This is a genomic window from Achromobacter sp. 1011811831, from assembly GCF_059760905.1.
On the sequence record NZ_JCBANG010000065.1, the window covers coordinates 1 to 14,159 of the forward strand.

At 63.2% G+C, this 14,159-nt stretch carries 16 protein-coding genes; 11 read left to right on the forward strand and 5 right to left on the reverse strand.

The window, feature by feature from the left end:
- The 3 genes from AC6LJ9_RS21415 to AC6LJ9_RS21425 form a co-directional block, all read right to left on the reverse strand.
- Nucleotides 1-420, reverse strand: a 420-nt coding sequence (locus AC6LJ9_RS21415) for a cation transporter (RefSeq protein ID WP_498149139.1), incomplete at its 3' end; no start/stop codon positions are given.
- 71 nt (nucleotides 421-491) lie between these two features.
- Complete coding sequence (merP, locus tag AC6LJ9_RS21420; protein WP_000732290.1) at nucleotides 492-767, reverse strand: mercury resistance system periplasmic binding protein MerP; 276 nt, start codon at nucleotides 765-767, stop codon at nucleotides 492-494.
- 15 nt (nucleotides 768-782) lie between these two features.
- On the reverse strand, nucleotides 783-1,133 hold the full coding sequence (locus tag AC6LJ9_RS21425; protein WP_001294666.1) for a mercuric transport protein MerT: 351 nt from the start codon (nucleotides 1,131-1,133) through the stop codon (nucleotides 783-785).
- A 71-nt stretch (nucleotides 1,134-1,204) separates the two neighbouring features.
- Between AC6LJ9_RS21425 and merR the strand changes: the two genes are divergently transcribed.
- Entirely contained in the window at nucleotides 1,205-1,639 is a 435-nt protein-coding gene (merR, locus tag AC6LJ9_RS21430) for a mercury resistance transcriptional regulator MerR (RefSeq protein WP_000414383.1), read from the forward strand.
- 317 nt (nucleotides 1,640-1,956) lie between these two features.
- Here the strand turns inward: merR and AC6LJ9_RS21435 are convergent, their stop codons facing one another.
- Both AC6LJ9_RS21435 and AC6LJ9_RS21440 read right to left on the reverse strand, forming a co-directional pair.
- On the reverse strand, nucleotides 1,957-2,808 hold the full coding sequence (locus tag AC6LJ9_RS21435; RefSeq protein WP_197970337.1) for an isocitrate lyase/PEP mutase family protein: 852 nt from the start codon (nucleotides 2,806-2,808) through the stop codon (nucleotides 1,957-1,959).
- 485 nt (nucleotides 2,809-3,293) lie between these two features.
- On the reverse strand, nucleotides 3,294-5,153 hold the full coding sequence (locus tag AC6LJ9_RS21440; RefSeq protein WP_197970338.1) for a glutamine--tRNA ligase/YqeY domain fusion protein: 1,860 nt from the start codon (nucleotides 5,151-5,153) through the stop codon (nucleotides 3,294-3,296).
- Nucleotides 5,154-5,222: 69 nt separating this feature from the next.
- On the opposite strand from AC6LJ9_RS21440, the gene AC6LJ9_RS21445 reads away from it, so the two are divergent.
- The 10 genes from AC6LJ9_RS21445 to AC6LJ9_RS21490 all read left to right on the forward strand — a co-directional run bounded on the left by AC6LJ9_RS21445 (nucleotide 5,223) and on the right by AC6LJ9_RS21490 (nucleotide 14,144).
- Nucleotides 5,223-6,074 (forward strand): AraC family transcriptional regulator, encoded by an 852-nt coding sequence (locus tag AC6LJ9_RS21445; RefSeq protein ID WP_052157284.1) that lies wholly within the window; start codon nucleotides 5,223-5,225, stop codon nucleotides 6,072-6,074.
- Nucleotides 6,075-6,198: 124 nt separating this feature from the next.
- Nucleotides 6,199-6,708: a peptide-methionine (S)-S-oxide reductase MsrA gene (gene msrA, locus AC6LJ9_RS21450; RefSeq protein WP_498149140.1), complete on the forward strand. Its 510-nt coding sequence runs from the start codon at nucleotides 6,199-6,201 to the stop codon at nucleotides 6,706-6,708.
- A gap of 85 nt (nucleotides 6,709-6,793) precedes the next feature.
- Entirely contained in the window at nucleotides 6,794-7,282 is a 489-nt protein-coding gene (locus AC6LJ9_RS21455; RefSeq protein ID WP_034053978.1) for a peroxiredoxin family protein, read from the forward strand.
- A 4-nt stretch (nucleotides 7,283-7,286) separates the two neighbouring features.
- Nucleotides 7,287-8,819, forward strand: coding sequence for a protein adenylyltransferase SelO (locus tag AC6LJ9_RS21460; protein WP_213757911.1), 1,533 nt, complete (start codon nucleotides 7,287-7,289; stop codon nucleotides 8,817-8,819).
- 567 nt (nucleotides 8,820-9,386) lie between these two features.
- The gene (gene msrB / locus AC6LJ9_RS21465) at nucleotides 9,387-9,827 is read left to right on the forward strand and encodes a peptide-methionine (R)-S-oxide reductase MsrB (RefSeq protein WP_034054008.1); all 441 of its coding nucleotides are present in this window, start codon (nucleotides 9,387-9,389) and stop codon (nucleotides 9,825-9,827) included.
- Nucleotides 9,824-11,044, forward strand: coding sequence for a bifunctional alpha/beta hydrolase/OsmC family protein (locus AC6LJ9_RS21470; protein ID WP_008647313.1), 1,221 nt, complete (start codon nucleotides 9,824-9,826; stop codon nucleotides 11,042-11,044). The genes msrB and AC6LJ9_RS21470 overlap by 4 nt, the downstream gene beginning before the upstream one ends.
- Nucleotides 10,981-11,358 (forward strand): DUF427 domain-containing protein, encoded by a 378-nt coding sequence (locus AC6LJ9_RS21475; protein ID WP_487300239.1) that lies wholly within the window; start codon nucleotides 10,981-10,983, stop codon nucleotides 11,356-11,358. Before AC6LJ9_RS21470 ends, AC6LJ9_RS21475 begins: the two co-directional genes overlap by 64 nt.
- The gene (locus AC6LJ9_RS21480) at nucleotides 11,355-12,764 is read left to right on the forward strand and encodes a mercuric reductase (protein WP_034053982.1); all 1,410 of its coding nucleotides are present in this window, start codon (nucleotides 11,355-11,357) and stop codon (nucleotides 12,762-12,764) included. The genes AC6LJ9_RS21475 and AC6LJ9_RS21480 overlap by 4 nt, the downstream gene beginning before the upstream one ends.
- 17 nt (nucleotides 12,765-12,781) lie before the next feature.
- Nucleotides 12,782-13,390 carry a sulfite oxidase-like oxidoreductase gene (locus AC6LJ9_RS21485; protein ID WP_008647302.1) on the forward strand — a complete coding sequence of 203 codons (609 nt, stop codon included), beginning with the start codon at nucleotides 12,782-12,784 and terminating at the stop codon, nucleotides 13,388-13,390.
- Nucleotides 13,383-14,144 carry an FAD-binding oxidoreductase gene (locus AC6LJ9_RS21490; RefSeq protein WP_042797684.1) on the forward strand — a complete coding sequence of 254 codons (762 nt, stop codon included), beginning with the start codon at nucleotides 13,383-13,385 and terminating at the stop codon, nucleotides 14,142-14,144. The genes AC6LJ9_RS21485 and AC6LJ9_RS21490 overlap by 8 nt, the downstream gene beginning before the upstream one ends.
- Nucleotides 14,145-14,159: the final 15 nt, after the last annotated feature.

Consider the following 14,159-nt stretch of genomic DNA (forward strand, 5'->3'; position numbering starts at 1 on the left):
ACCGACGTTGACGCAGGTGCCGCCGATGGTGCCGCGCTCAATCAGCGTGACCTGCGCGCCTTGCTCGACGGCCTTCAGTGCTGCCGCCATCGCGGCTCCACCGCTGCCGATCACGGCGACTTGCAACGGGCGCTCGCCGCCGCTGCCCTTGTCGGCGGCACCCATCCAGCCGCGCACCTTGTCGAACAGCCCAGTGCGGTTGTCGGTCGGCGGGGCATCGGCGAGCATCGCTTTGTAGCCTAGGCCAGCCACGGCGGCGGTCAGTGCGTCCGGCGCTGTGCCTGGATCAAGGGCGAGCTGGGCCGCGCCCTTGGCATAGGACACTATGGCAGATTGGACGCCGGGTACTTTTTCCAGCGCTTCCTTGACGTGCGCCGCGCACGAGTCGCAGGTCATGCCGGTGATTTTTAGATGGGTCATGCGACAGATCCTTTTTCGTTTGTGGTAGCAGACAAGGGCGTCAGATGTGCTGCGCTGCCGTTTTCAGTGCCTCACTTCTTGACGCTGGACGGATAGCCTGCGTCTTCGGTGGCCTTGGTCAGCTTCTGCACGCTGGTCTTGGCATCATCGAAGGTGACAACCGCTTCGCGTGTCTCGAAGGTCACGTTAACTTTGCTGACGCCTTCGACCTTGGAAATCGCCTTCTTGACGGTGATCGGACAAGCGGAGCAGGTCATGCCCGGTACGGACAGCGTGACGGTCTGGGTGGCGGCCCACACGGGGGCAACAACGGCAGCGATGGCGAGAGAGGCAAACAGTTTTTTCATGATGAACTCCTGTGATTAATAGAAAAATGGCATGACGTAGGGAAATCCGAGCGCGACCAGAACCAGCGCGGCCACGACCCAGAAAATGAGCTTGTAAGTAGCGCGCACTTGGGGAATCGCACACACATCCCCTGGTTTGCAGGCTTGCGCCGGTCGGTAGATGCGCCGCCAGGCGAAAAACAGCGCCACCAACGCCGCGCCGATGAAGATCGGGCGATAAGGTTCCAACACCGTCAAGTTGCCGATCCAAGCGCCGCTGAACCCCAGGGCGATCAGAACCAGCGGCCCCAGGCAGCAAGCCGAGGCGAGGATGGCGGCTAGCCCGCCAGTGAAGAGCGCCCCGCGCCCGTTTTGAGGTTCAGACATACGCTTGTCCTTTCAAATCTGGATTGGATAGCTTAAGCTTACTTCCGTACCAATGTACGGAGTCAAGCGATATGGAAAAAAATTTGGAGAATCTGACTATTGGCGTTTTCGCCAAGGCGGCCGGGGTCAACGTGGAAACAATCCGGTTCTATCAGCGCAAGGGCTTGTTGCCGGAGCCGGACAAGCCCTATGGCAGCATCCGCCGCTATGGCGAGGCGGATGTGACGCGGGTGCGCTTCGTGAAATCAGCCCAGCGGCTCGGATTCAGCCTCGACGAGATCGCAGAGCTGCTGAGGCTGGATGACGGCACCCACTGCGAGGAAGCCAGCAGCCTGGCCGAGCACAAGCTTCAGGACGTGCGCGAAAAAATGACCGACCTGGCGCGCATGGAAACCGTGCTATCCGAACTTGTGTTCGCCTGCCATGCGCGGCAAGGGAACGTTTCTTGCCCGCTGATTGCTTCGCTGCAAGGGGAGAAAGAGCCGCGTGGTGCCGACGCGGTGTAGCCGAGGGTAGTTACGCCTTAGCGTGCTTTATTTTCCGTTTTCTGAGACGACCCCTTAGAAAGCCTAGTCAAAGAGCTGTCACGAGAACTGTCGGATGACAGAGAAAGTGAAAAGTGACCCGTTGATCTTCAAGGGGTTTTTCAGCAACCTTGTCAACGATCACGTCCCAAGTGACACAGATAGTGAAAAAAACCGGGATCCTTGCCAGGAAAAGTGAAAAAACGTGACGGCTCACTTTTCGACTCGTGACTGTCGATCTGGGCTACGAGCCGATTCCCAGCCCACACCCGTGTCCGGTCCACCGTTGAACTGTACGCCTACATGGCGAAGCCAGAGCCACGCTGATCTTCAAAGAACTGGGATAGCTCCGCGTCGGGGATTTGCTGGTCGGCGTATGAGAACGTTCCAGACGCGGCCATCTCTTGCGCCGCCCTTCGAATCAAGCCGAAAGTGGCACGAGCCAAACTGCCGCCCACGGTGACCCGTCGAACGCCCAAAGATCCGAGTTGGGGCACGGTGAGAGGTGAACCTGTCAGGCCCATGACCACGGTGAGGGGGGCATTGATCTCCCGGACGAGCGCTTCGATGGTCTTGGGGTCGGAAGCCCCCGGCACAAAGAGGCAATCCGCACCCGCCTCTCGGTACGCATTGCATCGCTCGACGGCCTCTGCAAAAACATTGCTCGCACCAGTCAGGTAGACATCGGATCGGGCCGTCAGAACAAAAGGAACTCCCGACGCGTCCGCGGCGCGTCTTGCTGCCCGAACGCGCGCGACAGCGTGCTCTCTGTCGAACAGGGCTTGCGCAGGATTGCCGCTGTAGTCCTCGATGTTCGCGCCCACCACACCAGCACGAATCGCAGCCGCGATGGTTTCTCCAACCTCTTCAGGGCTCGCACCGTAGCCCGACTGGAGATCGGCGGAGACAGGAAGTGGACTTGCCGCAGCAATGGACCCCACGCGATCCAGCATGGTCTCCCTGCTCACAGCAGCTTCTTGATCAGGGAATCCCAGCGAGAAAGCCACGCCTGCACTCGTAGTGGCGATAGCGGGAAAGCCGCAGGACGCGAGCATCAGCGCACTACCAACGTCCCAAGCGTTGGGCATCAGAAAGATGGCCTCGGCAGTGTGCAATTGCTGGAACCGTAGACCCCGTTGGATTTGGCTCATTATGGCCATCCTAGTCGCCGAAGTTGGTGGCGGGTACTTCAGTCGGTATCGTGCGTATGGGCAATCTCGCCCAGACACCGCATCAACTTGTCGTAAAGCGTGCGCCCTGTTGTCGGGGGAGGTATGCCACACACCCATGTACTTCCTGCCGTTTTTGCGATTTGGTAGAGCGCCTCACTTTTCGACCATAACCAGCGCATGCACAGATTCGTCGGTGTCGAAAAACGGCTCACGTTGCTTGCGTGGTTGCTTTAGGCAGCGCGTTCGAATCTCCTCGGGACGATTCAAGACAGGTTTACCGGGCAAACGCTCCGCAACTCCTATGTGGCCGTGTCAACCGCGCGTTGTTCCGGATCTGTTCACCTACTCGCCAAAACGGAGTAGATAGCTACCCCCAGATTCTGAGAGTGAAGTGGTGCAAGGCGATGTCTTCAACAAAGACGATTTGTACGAGGCATTAAGCAAGCACAGAGTGGGAATAGCGATCAATTCCAACGATCCTTCAACCCCGTCACCCGGTTGAACACCACTTTCCCGCCCACCCCGTGGTCCGCACGGTCGGCCACGAAGTAGCCGTGGCGCTCAAACTGGAATTTCTGGTCTGGCTTCGCTGCAGCCAGTGAAGGCTCCACAACCGCCGTCACCACCTTCAGGCTGTCGGGGTTCAGCGCGTCCAGGAAGTTCTTGCCGCCCGCGTCGGGTTGCGGGTCGGTGAACAGGCGGTCGTACAGGCGCACTTCGGCGCTCACCCCGTCGGCGTTGCCCACCCAGGTGATGGCGGCTTTGGCCTTGACGCTGTCGGCGCCGGGGGTGCCGCTCTTGGTGCCGGGGATGACCTTGGCGTGCACTTCGGTCACTTTGCCTTCGGCGTCTTTGGCGCAACCCGTGCATTCGATGACGTAGCCGCCTTTGAGGCGCACCACGTTGCCTGGGAACAGGCGCTTGTAGCCCTTGGGCGGCACTTCTTCAAAGTCTTCGCGTTCGATCCACACGTCCTTGCCGATCTTGAAGACGCGGTCAGGCGGCGGCGTCTGGCCTTCGGCAATGGTGCTGTGGGGCAGGGCGGGCTGGGTGCAGTCTTCGGTGTAGCCGTCAGAGCCGAACACTTCGGCCCAGTTGGTGAGCACCAGCTTGACGGGGTCAAGCACGGCCATGCCGCGGTGGGCCTTGTTTTCCAGGTCTTCGCGCAGGCAGCCGTCGAGCGTGCTATAGTCGATCCAGGAGTCGCTCTTGGTCACGCCGATGCGTTCGGCAAACAGCTGGATGGCCTCGGGCGTGTAGCCGCGGCGGCGCAGGCCGACGATGGTGGGCATGCGCGGGTCGTCCCAGCCGCTGACTTTCTTCTCGTTCACCAGCTGCGCCAGCTTGCGCTTGCTGGTGATCACGTAGGTCAGGTTCAGGCGCGCAAATTCGTACTGCCGCGGCGGTGGGGCCTTGAGCAGGCCGCCTTCGCACAAACGCTCCAGCAACCAGTCGTAGAACGGGCGCTGGTCTTCAAATTCCAGCGTGGCGATGCTGTGGGTGATCTGCTCCAGCGCGTCCTCGATGGGGTGCGCGAAGGTGTACATGGGGTAGATGCACCAGGCGTCGCCCGTGTTGTGGTGCGTGGCGCGGCGGATGCGGTAGATGGCCGGGTCGCGCAGGTTGATGTTGGGCGAGGCCATGTCGATCTTGGCGCGCAGCACGGCGGCGCCGTCGGCCAGTTTGCCGTCGCGCATCTCGCGGAAGCGGGCCAGGTTCTCTTCCGGGCTGCGGCTGCGGAAGGGGCTGTCCACGCCGGGCTTGCCGAAGTCGCCGCGGTTGATGCGCATGTCTTCGGCTGTCTGCTCGTCCACATAGGCGTGGCCGGCGGTGATAAGGTATTCGGCCGCGCGGTACATGAAGTCGAAGTAGTTCGACGCGTAGTACAGGTGGCTTTCCTGCTTGCCGTTGAAGTTGGATTCCCAGTTGAAACCCAGCCACTGCACCGCGTCGAGGATGGAGTCCACGTACTCCTTTTCTTCCTTCTCGGGGTTGGTGTCGTCAAAGCGCATGTGGCAGACGCCGCCGTAGTCGCGCGCCAGGCCGAAGTTCAGGCAGATGCTCTTGGCGTGGCCCACGTGCAGGTAGCCGTTGGGTTCGGGCGGGAAGCGGGTGCGGATCTTGGCCGGGTCGGGCTGGCCGGCGTCGTGGAAGGCGGCATCACCCGGGCCGCCGCCCCATTGGCGCTGGGCGTAGGTGCCGGTGGCGAGGTCTTTTTCAATGACCTGGCGCAGGAAGTTTGACGTCCTGAGCGCCTGGCCCTCAATTTCTGCGGGAGCTTGGTGGTGTCGAGAGATGCTGGACGAAAGGGACGGGGGGGGCATGCAGTCATTCTAAGGAGAGGCGGAAGCTCCAAGATAATCAAGGTCTAACCCACAACAGGTGTCACGCGCTTGAACCAAAGCACTCCCTTGCCGAACGCCTCTCTGCTGAACCAGCTGTTACGGTTCACCCCCACGGCGCGCATGTTTTTCTCGGGAAATCTCTGTACCCTGACGCAGGGATCCGAGGCTGACGGCCTCAAGCAGGGGACGATGCACCTGCTGAGTCGCGGCGAGCTGCAACTGACGCGCAAGGGCTTTGCGCCGCTGAACGTGCGGGCGCCCAGCGTGCTGTTGCTTCCCCGCGCGTTGGAGCACTGGGTTCAGGGCTCAGGGCCGCAGGGGGTGGACCTGATGTGCGCCACCCTCAGTGAATTGGCGCCGCCGCTGGACATGATCTTGCCGGACGTCACGGTGATTGACTTGACCGCCACGTCATCGCTGCAGCGACCGGTAGAGCTGCTGTTCGAGGAGGCCGAGGCACGTGCTTTTGGTTATCGGGCAGCGATCGACCGCCTGCTGCAATACACCTTCGTGGTGCTTGTGCGTCACCTGATTGATCGGCAACTGCTGTCCGGCGGTGTGCTGGAGGCCATGGTCGACAGCCGTCTGGGTGTGGTGCTGTCCATGCTGCACGAATCGCCAGAGCACGACTGGACGCTTGACAGCATGGCGGAGCTGGCGCACCTGTCCCGGTCTGCCTTTGCCCTGCGCTTTGTCCAGGTGGTGGGCATACCGCCGTTGACCTACTTGACCCACTGGCGCATGGCGGTTGCCCGCAACCTACTCGCGCAAGGGCAGGCAGTGAAGGCGGTGGCCTCTCAGGTGGGCTACGGTAATGCCACCGCATTCGCGCGAGCGTTTCAACGGGCCTCGGGGCAATCGCCCAGCGCTTGGCAGATGGAGCATCTGAGTCAGCCGTAGGTCCATCGCGCCCTGGTTCTGGACGATCGGTGGCGTGATGCGGACGCCGAATGCCGTTGTGCTGTGCCGAACGGACCCGACTTCAGGTTCAATGCCTTGAGGCAGAACTTTGAAGGAGATCACGATGAACCCGAGCGAAAAAGCAGTCCTGGCCGGCGGTTGTTTCTGGGGCATGCAGGACCTGGTGCGCAAGCTGCCTGGCGTGTTGCGCACCCGTGTGGGCTACAGCGGCGGCGATGTGCCCAACGCCACCTACCGCAACCACGGCACCCACGCCGAGGCGTTGGAGGTGGAGTTCGACCCCACGCAGACGAGCTTTCGCGACCTGCTGGAGTTCTTCTTCCAGATCCACGATCCGAGCACCCCGGGGCGCCAGGGCAATGACCGCGGCAGTTCCTACCGGTCGGCCATTTTCTACACCTCGGACGAGCAGCTGGCCACGGCGCAGCAGACCATTGCCGATGTGAATGCCTCGGGTTTGTGGCCGGGCAAGGTGGTCACCGAGCTCGCGCCCGCGGGGCCGTTCTGGGAGGCCGAGCCCGAGCATCAGGACTACCTGGTCAAGCACCCCAACGGCTACACCTGCCACTACCCCCGTGTGGGCTGGAAGCTGCCGCGACGCGAGATCGGCTGACGGCCAACGCTCAAGAACGGTGGGGGTCGGCGCGCCAGTGGGCGGGCCGACCCGGTGTGTCTGTTTTTTTCCTGAGGAGATGGTGATGCAATCCCGGTGCATTCAACAGGCGCCCGAGCTGCGGGTGCCGTGGTGGATCGACGGCGAAGGGCGCAGCATGGCACCGCTGAAGCTGTCCGATCTGGGCGACGGGTTCAAAGTGATCTTCTGCTTCCAGCACTGGTGTCCGGGCTGCCACAGCCATGGCTTTCCGACCCTGCAGAAGCTGATCAAGGCGTTGGGCGATCGCGGCTTCGCGTTTGCCGCGGTGCAGACCGTGTTCGAGGGCGCCGAGTCCAACACCTTCGAGCGCCTGCGCGAGACGCAGTTGCGCTACGGCTTGAACATTCCGTTCGGACACGACCCTGCGATCGGACGCGCGTCGTCGCTCATGGCGGACTACGGGACGCGCGGCACGCCGTGGTTTTTGGTGATCGATCCGCTGGACGAGGTGCTCTACAGCGACTTCGAGCTCGACGAGCGGCAGCTGATCGGGGCGTTCGGCGCTTCGAACGATGGTCTCAAGGCGGCCTGAAGTCATGCGTGCGTCCACACCAAAGGCCGTGTCGGAGCCGAAGACGCCGGGGACGGGCCCGGCGTTTCGGCTGCCGTTTGACAACAGCTTCTTCCGGGACATGCAGGGGTTCTATGTGCCTTGGAAGCCCGAGCCGTCCCCGGCCCCGGCCTGGGTGCAGTTCAACGACGCCCTGGCGCTGGAGCTGGGGCTGGAGCCGGCGACGCTGAAGTCTGCGACCGGTCTGGCGTGGCTGTCCGGCGTGGAAATGCCGGCTGAGGCGGCGCCGCTGGCGCAGGCCTACGCGGGACACCAGTTCGGCCAGTTCTCGCCACACTTGGGGGATGGCCGCGCCTTGCTGCTCGGGGAACTCATCGACACGGCAGGACAGCGTCGGGACCTGGCCCTCAAGGGGTCGGGCCGTACGCCGTTTTCGCGCCGTCGCGATGGCAAGGCGGCACTGGGCCCGGCGCTGCGCGAGTACCTCATGGGCGAGGCCATGCACGCGTTGGGCATTCCCACGACGCGTGCGCTGGCGGTGATCCGGACCGGTGAGCGGGTGAACCGCGAGGGCTCGCCCCCCGGGGCGATCTTGGTGCGCGTGGCGGCCAGCCACTTGCGGGTGGGCACTTTTGAGTTCTTCGCGGCGCGGGAGGAGGAGGTGATGCTTCGGCGGCTGCTCGACTATGCCGTGGCGCGGCATGACCCCGCCCTCGCCAAGCTTTCCGACAAGCCCATTCCGATGCTGGAGGCCGTCTGTGAGCGGCAGGCGCAGCTGATTGCACGCTGGATGGGCGTGGGCTTCATCCACGGGGTGATGAACACCGACAACATGAGCATTTCGGGCGAGACCATCGACTATGGTCCGTGTGCGTTCATGGAGGGTTTCGATCCGGCCACGGTGTTCAGCTCGATCGACCGTCAGGGGCGATATGCCTACGGCCAGCAGCCGGCCATGGCGCAATGGAACCTGGCCCGTCTGGCCGAAGCGTTGCTGCCGGTTCTGGACGCCCGCGATATCGACGTCGTGGAACGGGTGGAACAGGTGGTGGCCGGGTTTGCCGTGCGCTTTGACCGGCATTGGACCGGGCAGCTGCGCGCCAAGCTGGGCTTGGCCGCTGAAGAGCCGGACGACCGCGCCCTGGCGGACGACTTCCTGCAGCTGCTGCAGCGGGAAAAGGTGGACTTCACGCTGGCGTTCCGCCTCCTGTCCGACGCCATCACGGGGCCGGATGCCGCACTGCACGACCTGTTCGGACGGGAGCGCCCGGCGCTCTCGGACTGGCTGGCGCGCTGGCGCCAGCGCATGGCCCGGGAGGGAAGGACCTTGCAGGACTGCGCCGCAACGGCGTGGTCGGTCAATCCCTTCGTGATCCCGCGCAATCACCAGGTGGAGGCGGCGCTGTCGAGTGCCGTGGACGAGGCCGACCTCGGTCCGTTCGAGCGCCTGCTGGCGGTGCTGGGGCGGCCGTACGAGACGGTGGAGTCCGCGCGGCCATTCACGCTGCCGGCCTCGCCCGAAGTGGCCGCAGCCCACCGCACCTTCTGCGGCACCTGATTGGGGTACCCAACGATTTCTGAAAGGAGACTTCGCATGACCACAACGAAACAGGAACCCGGTGTCCTTGGCGAAGCGGCCGCTCCCCTGGGTGTGACCCGGTGGGTGGACGCGTCGGGCCAGGCGCTGGAACACTTCGACCTGGACCGCATGCCCGGCCGGTTCAAGCTCATCTTCTGTTTTCAGGACGCCTGCCCGGGGTGCCATGCGACCGGCTTTCCGGCGCTTGCCCGGGTGGTCGACGCGTTTCGGGGGAGCGACTTCGTCGGGTTCGCCGCAGTCCAGACCGTGTTCGAGGACTTCGGTTCGAACACCTGGGAGCGCATGCTGGCCAATCACTCCCGCTACGCGCTGGGCATTCCCTTCGGGCACGACGCCGGTGACGAACAGGACGGCGCGGGTTCGGAGCTGATGCGCCGCTACCGCAACGGCGGCACACCCTGGTTCATCCTGATCGATCCCGATGGCAGAGTGGTCTACAACCATTTCCGAATCGACGCCGACAAGCTCGTCACCTTTCTCAAGCGGCTGGAAAACGAACCGGCGGCACCGGAGCCTGGGCCCGACATGTTGACTTGGAAAGGAGTGATTCAACTGGTGGAAACGGGCAACCCGACGCCACCGCGCCGAGTTGAGCGCAGCGAAGCCGAGTGGGCCCAACAGCTGACGCCCGAGCAGTTCCGAATCACGCGGCTCAAGGGCACCGAACGGGCGCACAGCTCCTCGATGTGTACGCTGTTTTCGCCCGGGATCTACCGGTGCGTGTGCTGCGGCACTGAACTATTCGATGCGTCGACCAAATATGACAGCCGCAGCGGCTGGCCCAGCTTCACGCAGGCCATTGCCCCGGGTCTGGTGGGCTATCACGGAGACAACAGCCACGGCATGGTGCGGGTGGAGACGACGTGCAACGTCTGCGACGCCCACCTGGGTCACGTGTTTCCCGACGGACCCAAGCCCAGCGGTCTGCGCTACTGCATCAACGCCCTGGCACTGGAGAAAGCATGAGCAGCGAAAAGGTAGGCTTCGCTGGCAGCAGCCAGGGTCTGCTGGTGGGTGTCTTGGAACGCCCGGACCATGCACCGTTACAAGCCCTGGCGGTGTTTGCCCACTGCTTTACCTGCGGAAAGAACTCTCTCGCCGCGACCCGCATCAGCCGGGCGCTGGCTCAGCAGGGCATCGCCACGCTGCGCTTTGATTTCACCGGTCTGGGCGAGAGCGAAGGCGACTTCGGGCGCGGTGGCTTTTCGTCCAGCGTGGCGGACATTGTGGCGGCGGTGCACTGGATGCAGAGCACGATCGGCATGCCTGCACTGTTGGTCGGACACAGCCTGGGGGGGACGGCGGCCATCGCGGCGGCTGCCCGCCTCGACGGCATACGGGCGGTTTGCACGCTGGGCGCACCCGCGACGGCCGACCATGTGCTTCGTCACTTCGGTCCGACCAAGTCCGAAGAGGATGGGCAGATCCAGGTCGACCTGGGCGGCCGGGCGTTCAGGATCGCGCCGGCCTTCATTGAAGAGCTCCAGGCCCAAGCCCACGAGAACCCGGTCAAGGGGCTTCGCGCGGCCTTGCTGGTTATGCACGCGCCAAGTGACGCGGTGGTGGACATCGGCGAGGCACAGGACCTGTTCAAGGCGGCCAGACATCCTAAGAGTTTCATCAGCCTGGACGATGCGGACCATCTGCTCACGCGCCCGGCCGATGCGCAGTATGCGGCTGACCTGATTGGCGCCTGGGCCTCGCGGTTTCTGCCGATGCGAGCCGAGCGAAACGATGCGCCGTCGGACCTTCGTGCGGGCGAGGTGTGGGTGGGGGAGCACGATCACGCCTTCTGGCGATCGATGCGAGCAGGTCCGCACCACCTCGACGCCGATGAGCCCAAGGAAGTGGGTGGTGGCGAACGCGGGCCCGATCCTTATGAACTTCTGCTGATGTCGCTGGGCGCCTGCACGTCCATGACATTGCGCCAGTACGCCAAGCGAAAAGGCTATGCGCTCAAGGATGTCCAGGTCAGGTTGCGTCATGAGCGCGCGCACGCGACCGATTGCCAGGAGTGCGGGGATCGCTCGGGACAGGTTGACCACGTCACGCGGCAGCTCCTGCTGAGCGGACCGTTGAGTGAAAGCCAGCGACAGGACCTGTTGCGCATCGCCGATCGTTGCCCCGTGCATCGAACGCTGGAGAACCATCCGGTGATCACCACCACACTGATTCGGGACTGATCCCAACCACACACAAACGAAGGAGACGGAGCATGAGAGCCATCTGGAAAGGCACCACCATCGCTGAGAGCGATGACATCGTGGAAGTTGAAGGCAACGCCTATTTCCCACACGACGCGTTGCGCCCGGAACATTTCAAACCAAGCGATACGCACACCACCTGTCCATGGAAGGGGCGGGCCAGCTACTACGACGTCGTGGTCGGCGAAGACGTGAACGCTGACGCGGCGTGGTACTACCCGTCGCCCAAGGCTGGTGCGGAGGCGGTGACCGGCAGGGTGGCGTTCTGGCGCGGTGTCGAGGTGCGGCCATGAGCGGGGAACAGAGGTTCGACGCGATCGTGATCGGAGCCGGTCAGGCCGGTCCCTTTCTGGGCGCGACACTCGTTGCCCGGGGTATGAAGGTGGCGCTCATCGAGGAGCGTGACCTGGGTGGTACCTGTGTCAATCGGGGCTGCACCCCAACCAAGACCCTACGCAAGTCGGCTCGTGTGGCTCACATGGCGCGCCGGGCCAGCGAATTCGGTGTGCAAACCGGGTCGGTCCAGGTCAACTTCAGGGCAGCGATGGAGCGCATGCAACGCCGGGTGGAGGAGGCTCGCTCTGGCCTGCAGGCCTGGCTGGGCCAGTTGGAAGGACTCACCATCATCAAGGCGCGCGGTCGCCTGGCGGGCCGTGAAGGCGAACAGTTCGTGGTGCTGGCCGGCGAGCATCAGCTGGTGGCGCCCAAGGTGGTGCTGAACACCGGCACACGTCCCTTTGTTCCGCCGGTGCCTGGGCTGGACGAGCTGCCGTTCCTGGACAACGAACGGCTGTTGGCGCTGCGTGAATTACCGTCCAGGCTGGTGATCATCGGCGGTGGATACATCAGCCTGGAGATGGCTCAGATCTTTCGGCGGCTGGGAAGTGAGGTTGCCATTCTGGAAACAGGGCCCCGCCTCACGGCCCGCGAGGACGAGGACATTGCAGCCGCTGTGACCGGAATGCTGACAGCGGAAGGCATCGAAGTGAACACCGGCGTGCGCATTGAGCGGGTCGGCAAGGCGGACAACGACGCTGGCGTGCGGGTGCAGTTGGCTGGTGGCCGCAGCGTGGATGGCAGCCACCTGCTGGTGGCCACCGGGCGAATACCGAACACCGACTGTCTGGGCCTGGAAACGGTGGGCCTGGAGGTCAGTGCGCGAGGCTACCTGGTCACCAACGACCGGCTCGAAACCGCGGTTCCCGGCATCTGGGCGCTGGGTGACATCAATCAGCGCGGGGCCTTTACCCACACCAGCTACCACGATCAGGACATCGTGGCGGAGAACCTGGCCGGAGGGCAACGCAGCGCCGCCGCGCGCGTCGGCATTTATGCCATGTTTACCGATCCTCCGCTGGCCCACGTCGGTCTTTATGAGGCCGACGCGCGAAAACTCGTGACCGAAGGGCGACGCATTTCCCAGGCGGTTCACGCCATGAAGGACGTCAGTCGCGCGAAGGAAGAAGGCGAAACCGTGGGCAAGATCAAGCTCCTCATCGATGAGGACAGTGGTCATTTCCTCGGAGCGACCATGCTCGGGATCCAGTCGGACGAGATCATTCAGGCGATCGGTCTGGTGATGGCCAGTGGCGGCACCTGGAAGTTGGTCCGGGATGCATTGCCCGTTCACCCGACGGTCACCGAGTTCCTGCCCACCATCATTGATCGACGCAAGCCCTTGACCGCAAGTTCTGGGTGAGCCGGAGGACCCACACCATGCCCATCAACCGCTCATTCAGCGGCCGCAATCGCGATGTCCACAACCACGGCGGTCGACTTCCGCCAGGACAGTCCCTGACGGAAGGTTTTCCCGTGCTGACTGCGGGCCCCACCCCAAAAGCCTTGGCGCTTGGCGATTGGCGCTTGACCTTGAAGGTCGGTGTGCGGCCGGTTCGCGTTTGGACCTGGAGCGAATTCCAGGCCCTGCCCCAGACCGAGCAGGTGGTCGATATCCATTGCGTTACCACCTGGTCGAAATTCGACACCCGCTGGCGCGGTGTGACGTTGGACACCTTGTTGCAGGCGGCCGGACTGGAAGCGCCCACGCCTTGGGTGTTGGCGCATTCTCAGGACGGCTACTCCACCAACGTGCCGTTGGCCGATCTGACACAAGGGCGCGCAATGATCGCAACGCACTACGACGACCGACCGCTCGCGCCCGAGCACGGGGGACCGGCACGCCTGTTGGTGCCGCATCTCTACTTCTGGAAGTCGGCCAAGTGGGTCAATGCGCTGCAGTTCAACGAGCGCGACGAGGCCGGGTTCTGGGAACTGCGGGGCTATCACATGCGAGGCGACCCTTTCAAGGAAGAGCGCTATGGATGAGGCTGTTGGTCAACACCGGCTGAGCTGGCAGACCGCACGCATCGATGCGTTGCAGGCACTGACTCCACGCGTCATGCGGGTGGTGCTGCGTCCTGACAGATGGGTTCGCCCGAGGCCGGGCCAGCATTTGGATGTCCGACTGACAGCGGAAGACGGCTATCAGGCACAACGGAGCTATTCACTCCTCTCACCTCCTCAACGTACCGGGCTCTATGAGCTTGGCATTGAGCGTTTGGACGATGGCGAAGTATCCACCTGGTTTCACGACAAGGCCCAGCACGGCGAAACGATTGAAGTCCTCGGACCGGTTGGAGGTCATTTTGTGCTTGACGAGTCGAACACACGACCAGCCTTGCTGATTGGGGGAGGATCTGGCGTCGTTCCCCTTTTGTCCATGGCAGCGCAACGCGTGGGTGCATACAGCCAAGCGCATACAACGCTGTTGGTTGCCGCACGCCATCTTGACGAAGTGTTGCTCTGGCCCACCCTGCAGCGATGGGAAGCGTTTACGCCGCGGTTTCGCAGCCGACTGGCGCTCTCGCGGGATACCTGTGCCCCGCGCGCACAGGACCACGTTGGCCGCATTGATGGAGCCGATGTTGCTTGGGCATTGCAGCAATTGGGTGATGTGGCGACCGAATCTGCGCAGGTTTTCATCTGCGGGCGTAATGACTTTGTCGAGTCCATCGTTCATATGGTCACCGGGCTAAATGTGCCCGAGGTCTCCATCCGCACCGAGCGCTTCGGAAGTTGACTCTCTTTTTTCTCA

Bases quoted from the DNA above. Each gene is read 5' to 3' on its own strand.
- msrB (WP_034054008.1), top strand. From the start codon at position 9,387: ATGTTGACTTGGAAAGGAGTGATTCAACTGGTGGAAACGGGCAACCCG.
- merR (WP_000414383.1), top strand. From the start codon at position 1,205: ATGGAAAAAAATTTGGAGAATCTGACTATTGGCGTTTTCGCCAAGGCG.
- AC6LJ9_RS21425 (WP_001294666.1), bottom strand. From the start codon at position 1,133: ATGTCTGAACCTCAAAACGGGCGCGGGGCGCTCTTCACTGGCGGGCTA.
- AC6LJ9_RS21435 (WP_197970337.1), bottom strand. From the start codon at position 2,808: ATGAGCCAAATCCAACGGGGTCTACGGTTCCAGCAATTGCACACTGCC.
- AC6LJ9_RS21470 (WP_008647313.1), top strand. From the start codon at position 9,824: ATGAGCAGCGAAAAGGTAGGCTTCGCTGGCAGCAGCCAGGGTCTGCTG.
- AC6LJ9_RS21485 (WP_008647302.1), top strand. From the start codon at position 12,782: ATGCCCATCAACCGCTCATTCAGCGGCCGCAATCGCGATGTCCACAAC.
- AC6LJ9_RS21460 (WP_213757911.1), top strand. From the start codon at position 7,287: ATGCGTGCGTCCACACCAAAGGCCGTGTCGGAGCCGAAGACGCCGGGG.
- AC6LJ9_RS21490 (WP_042797684.1), top strand. From the start codon at position 13,383: ATGGATGAGGCTGTTGGTCAACACCGGCTGAGCTGGCAGACCGCACGC.
- AC6LJ9_RS21455 (WP_034053978.1), top strand. From the start codon at position 6,794: ATGCAATCCCGGTGCATTCAACAGGCGCCCGAGCTGCGGGTGCCGTGG.
- msrA (WP_498149140.1), top strand. From the start codon at position 6,199: ATGAACCCGAGCGAAAAAGCAGTCCTGGCCGGCGGTTGTTTCTGGGGC.
- AC6LJ9_RS21480 (WP_034053982.1), top strand. From the start codon at position 11,355: ATGAGCGGGGAACAGAGGTTCGACGCGATCGTGATCGGAGCCGGTCAG.
- AC6LJ9_RS21440 (WP_197970338.1), bottom strand. From the start codon at position 5,153: ATGCCCCCCCCGTCCCTTTCGTCCAGCATCTCTCGACACCACCAAGCT.
- merP (WP_000732290.1), bottom strand. From the start codon at position 767: ATGAAAAAACTGTTTGCCTCTCTCGCCATCGCTGCCGTTGTTGCCCCC.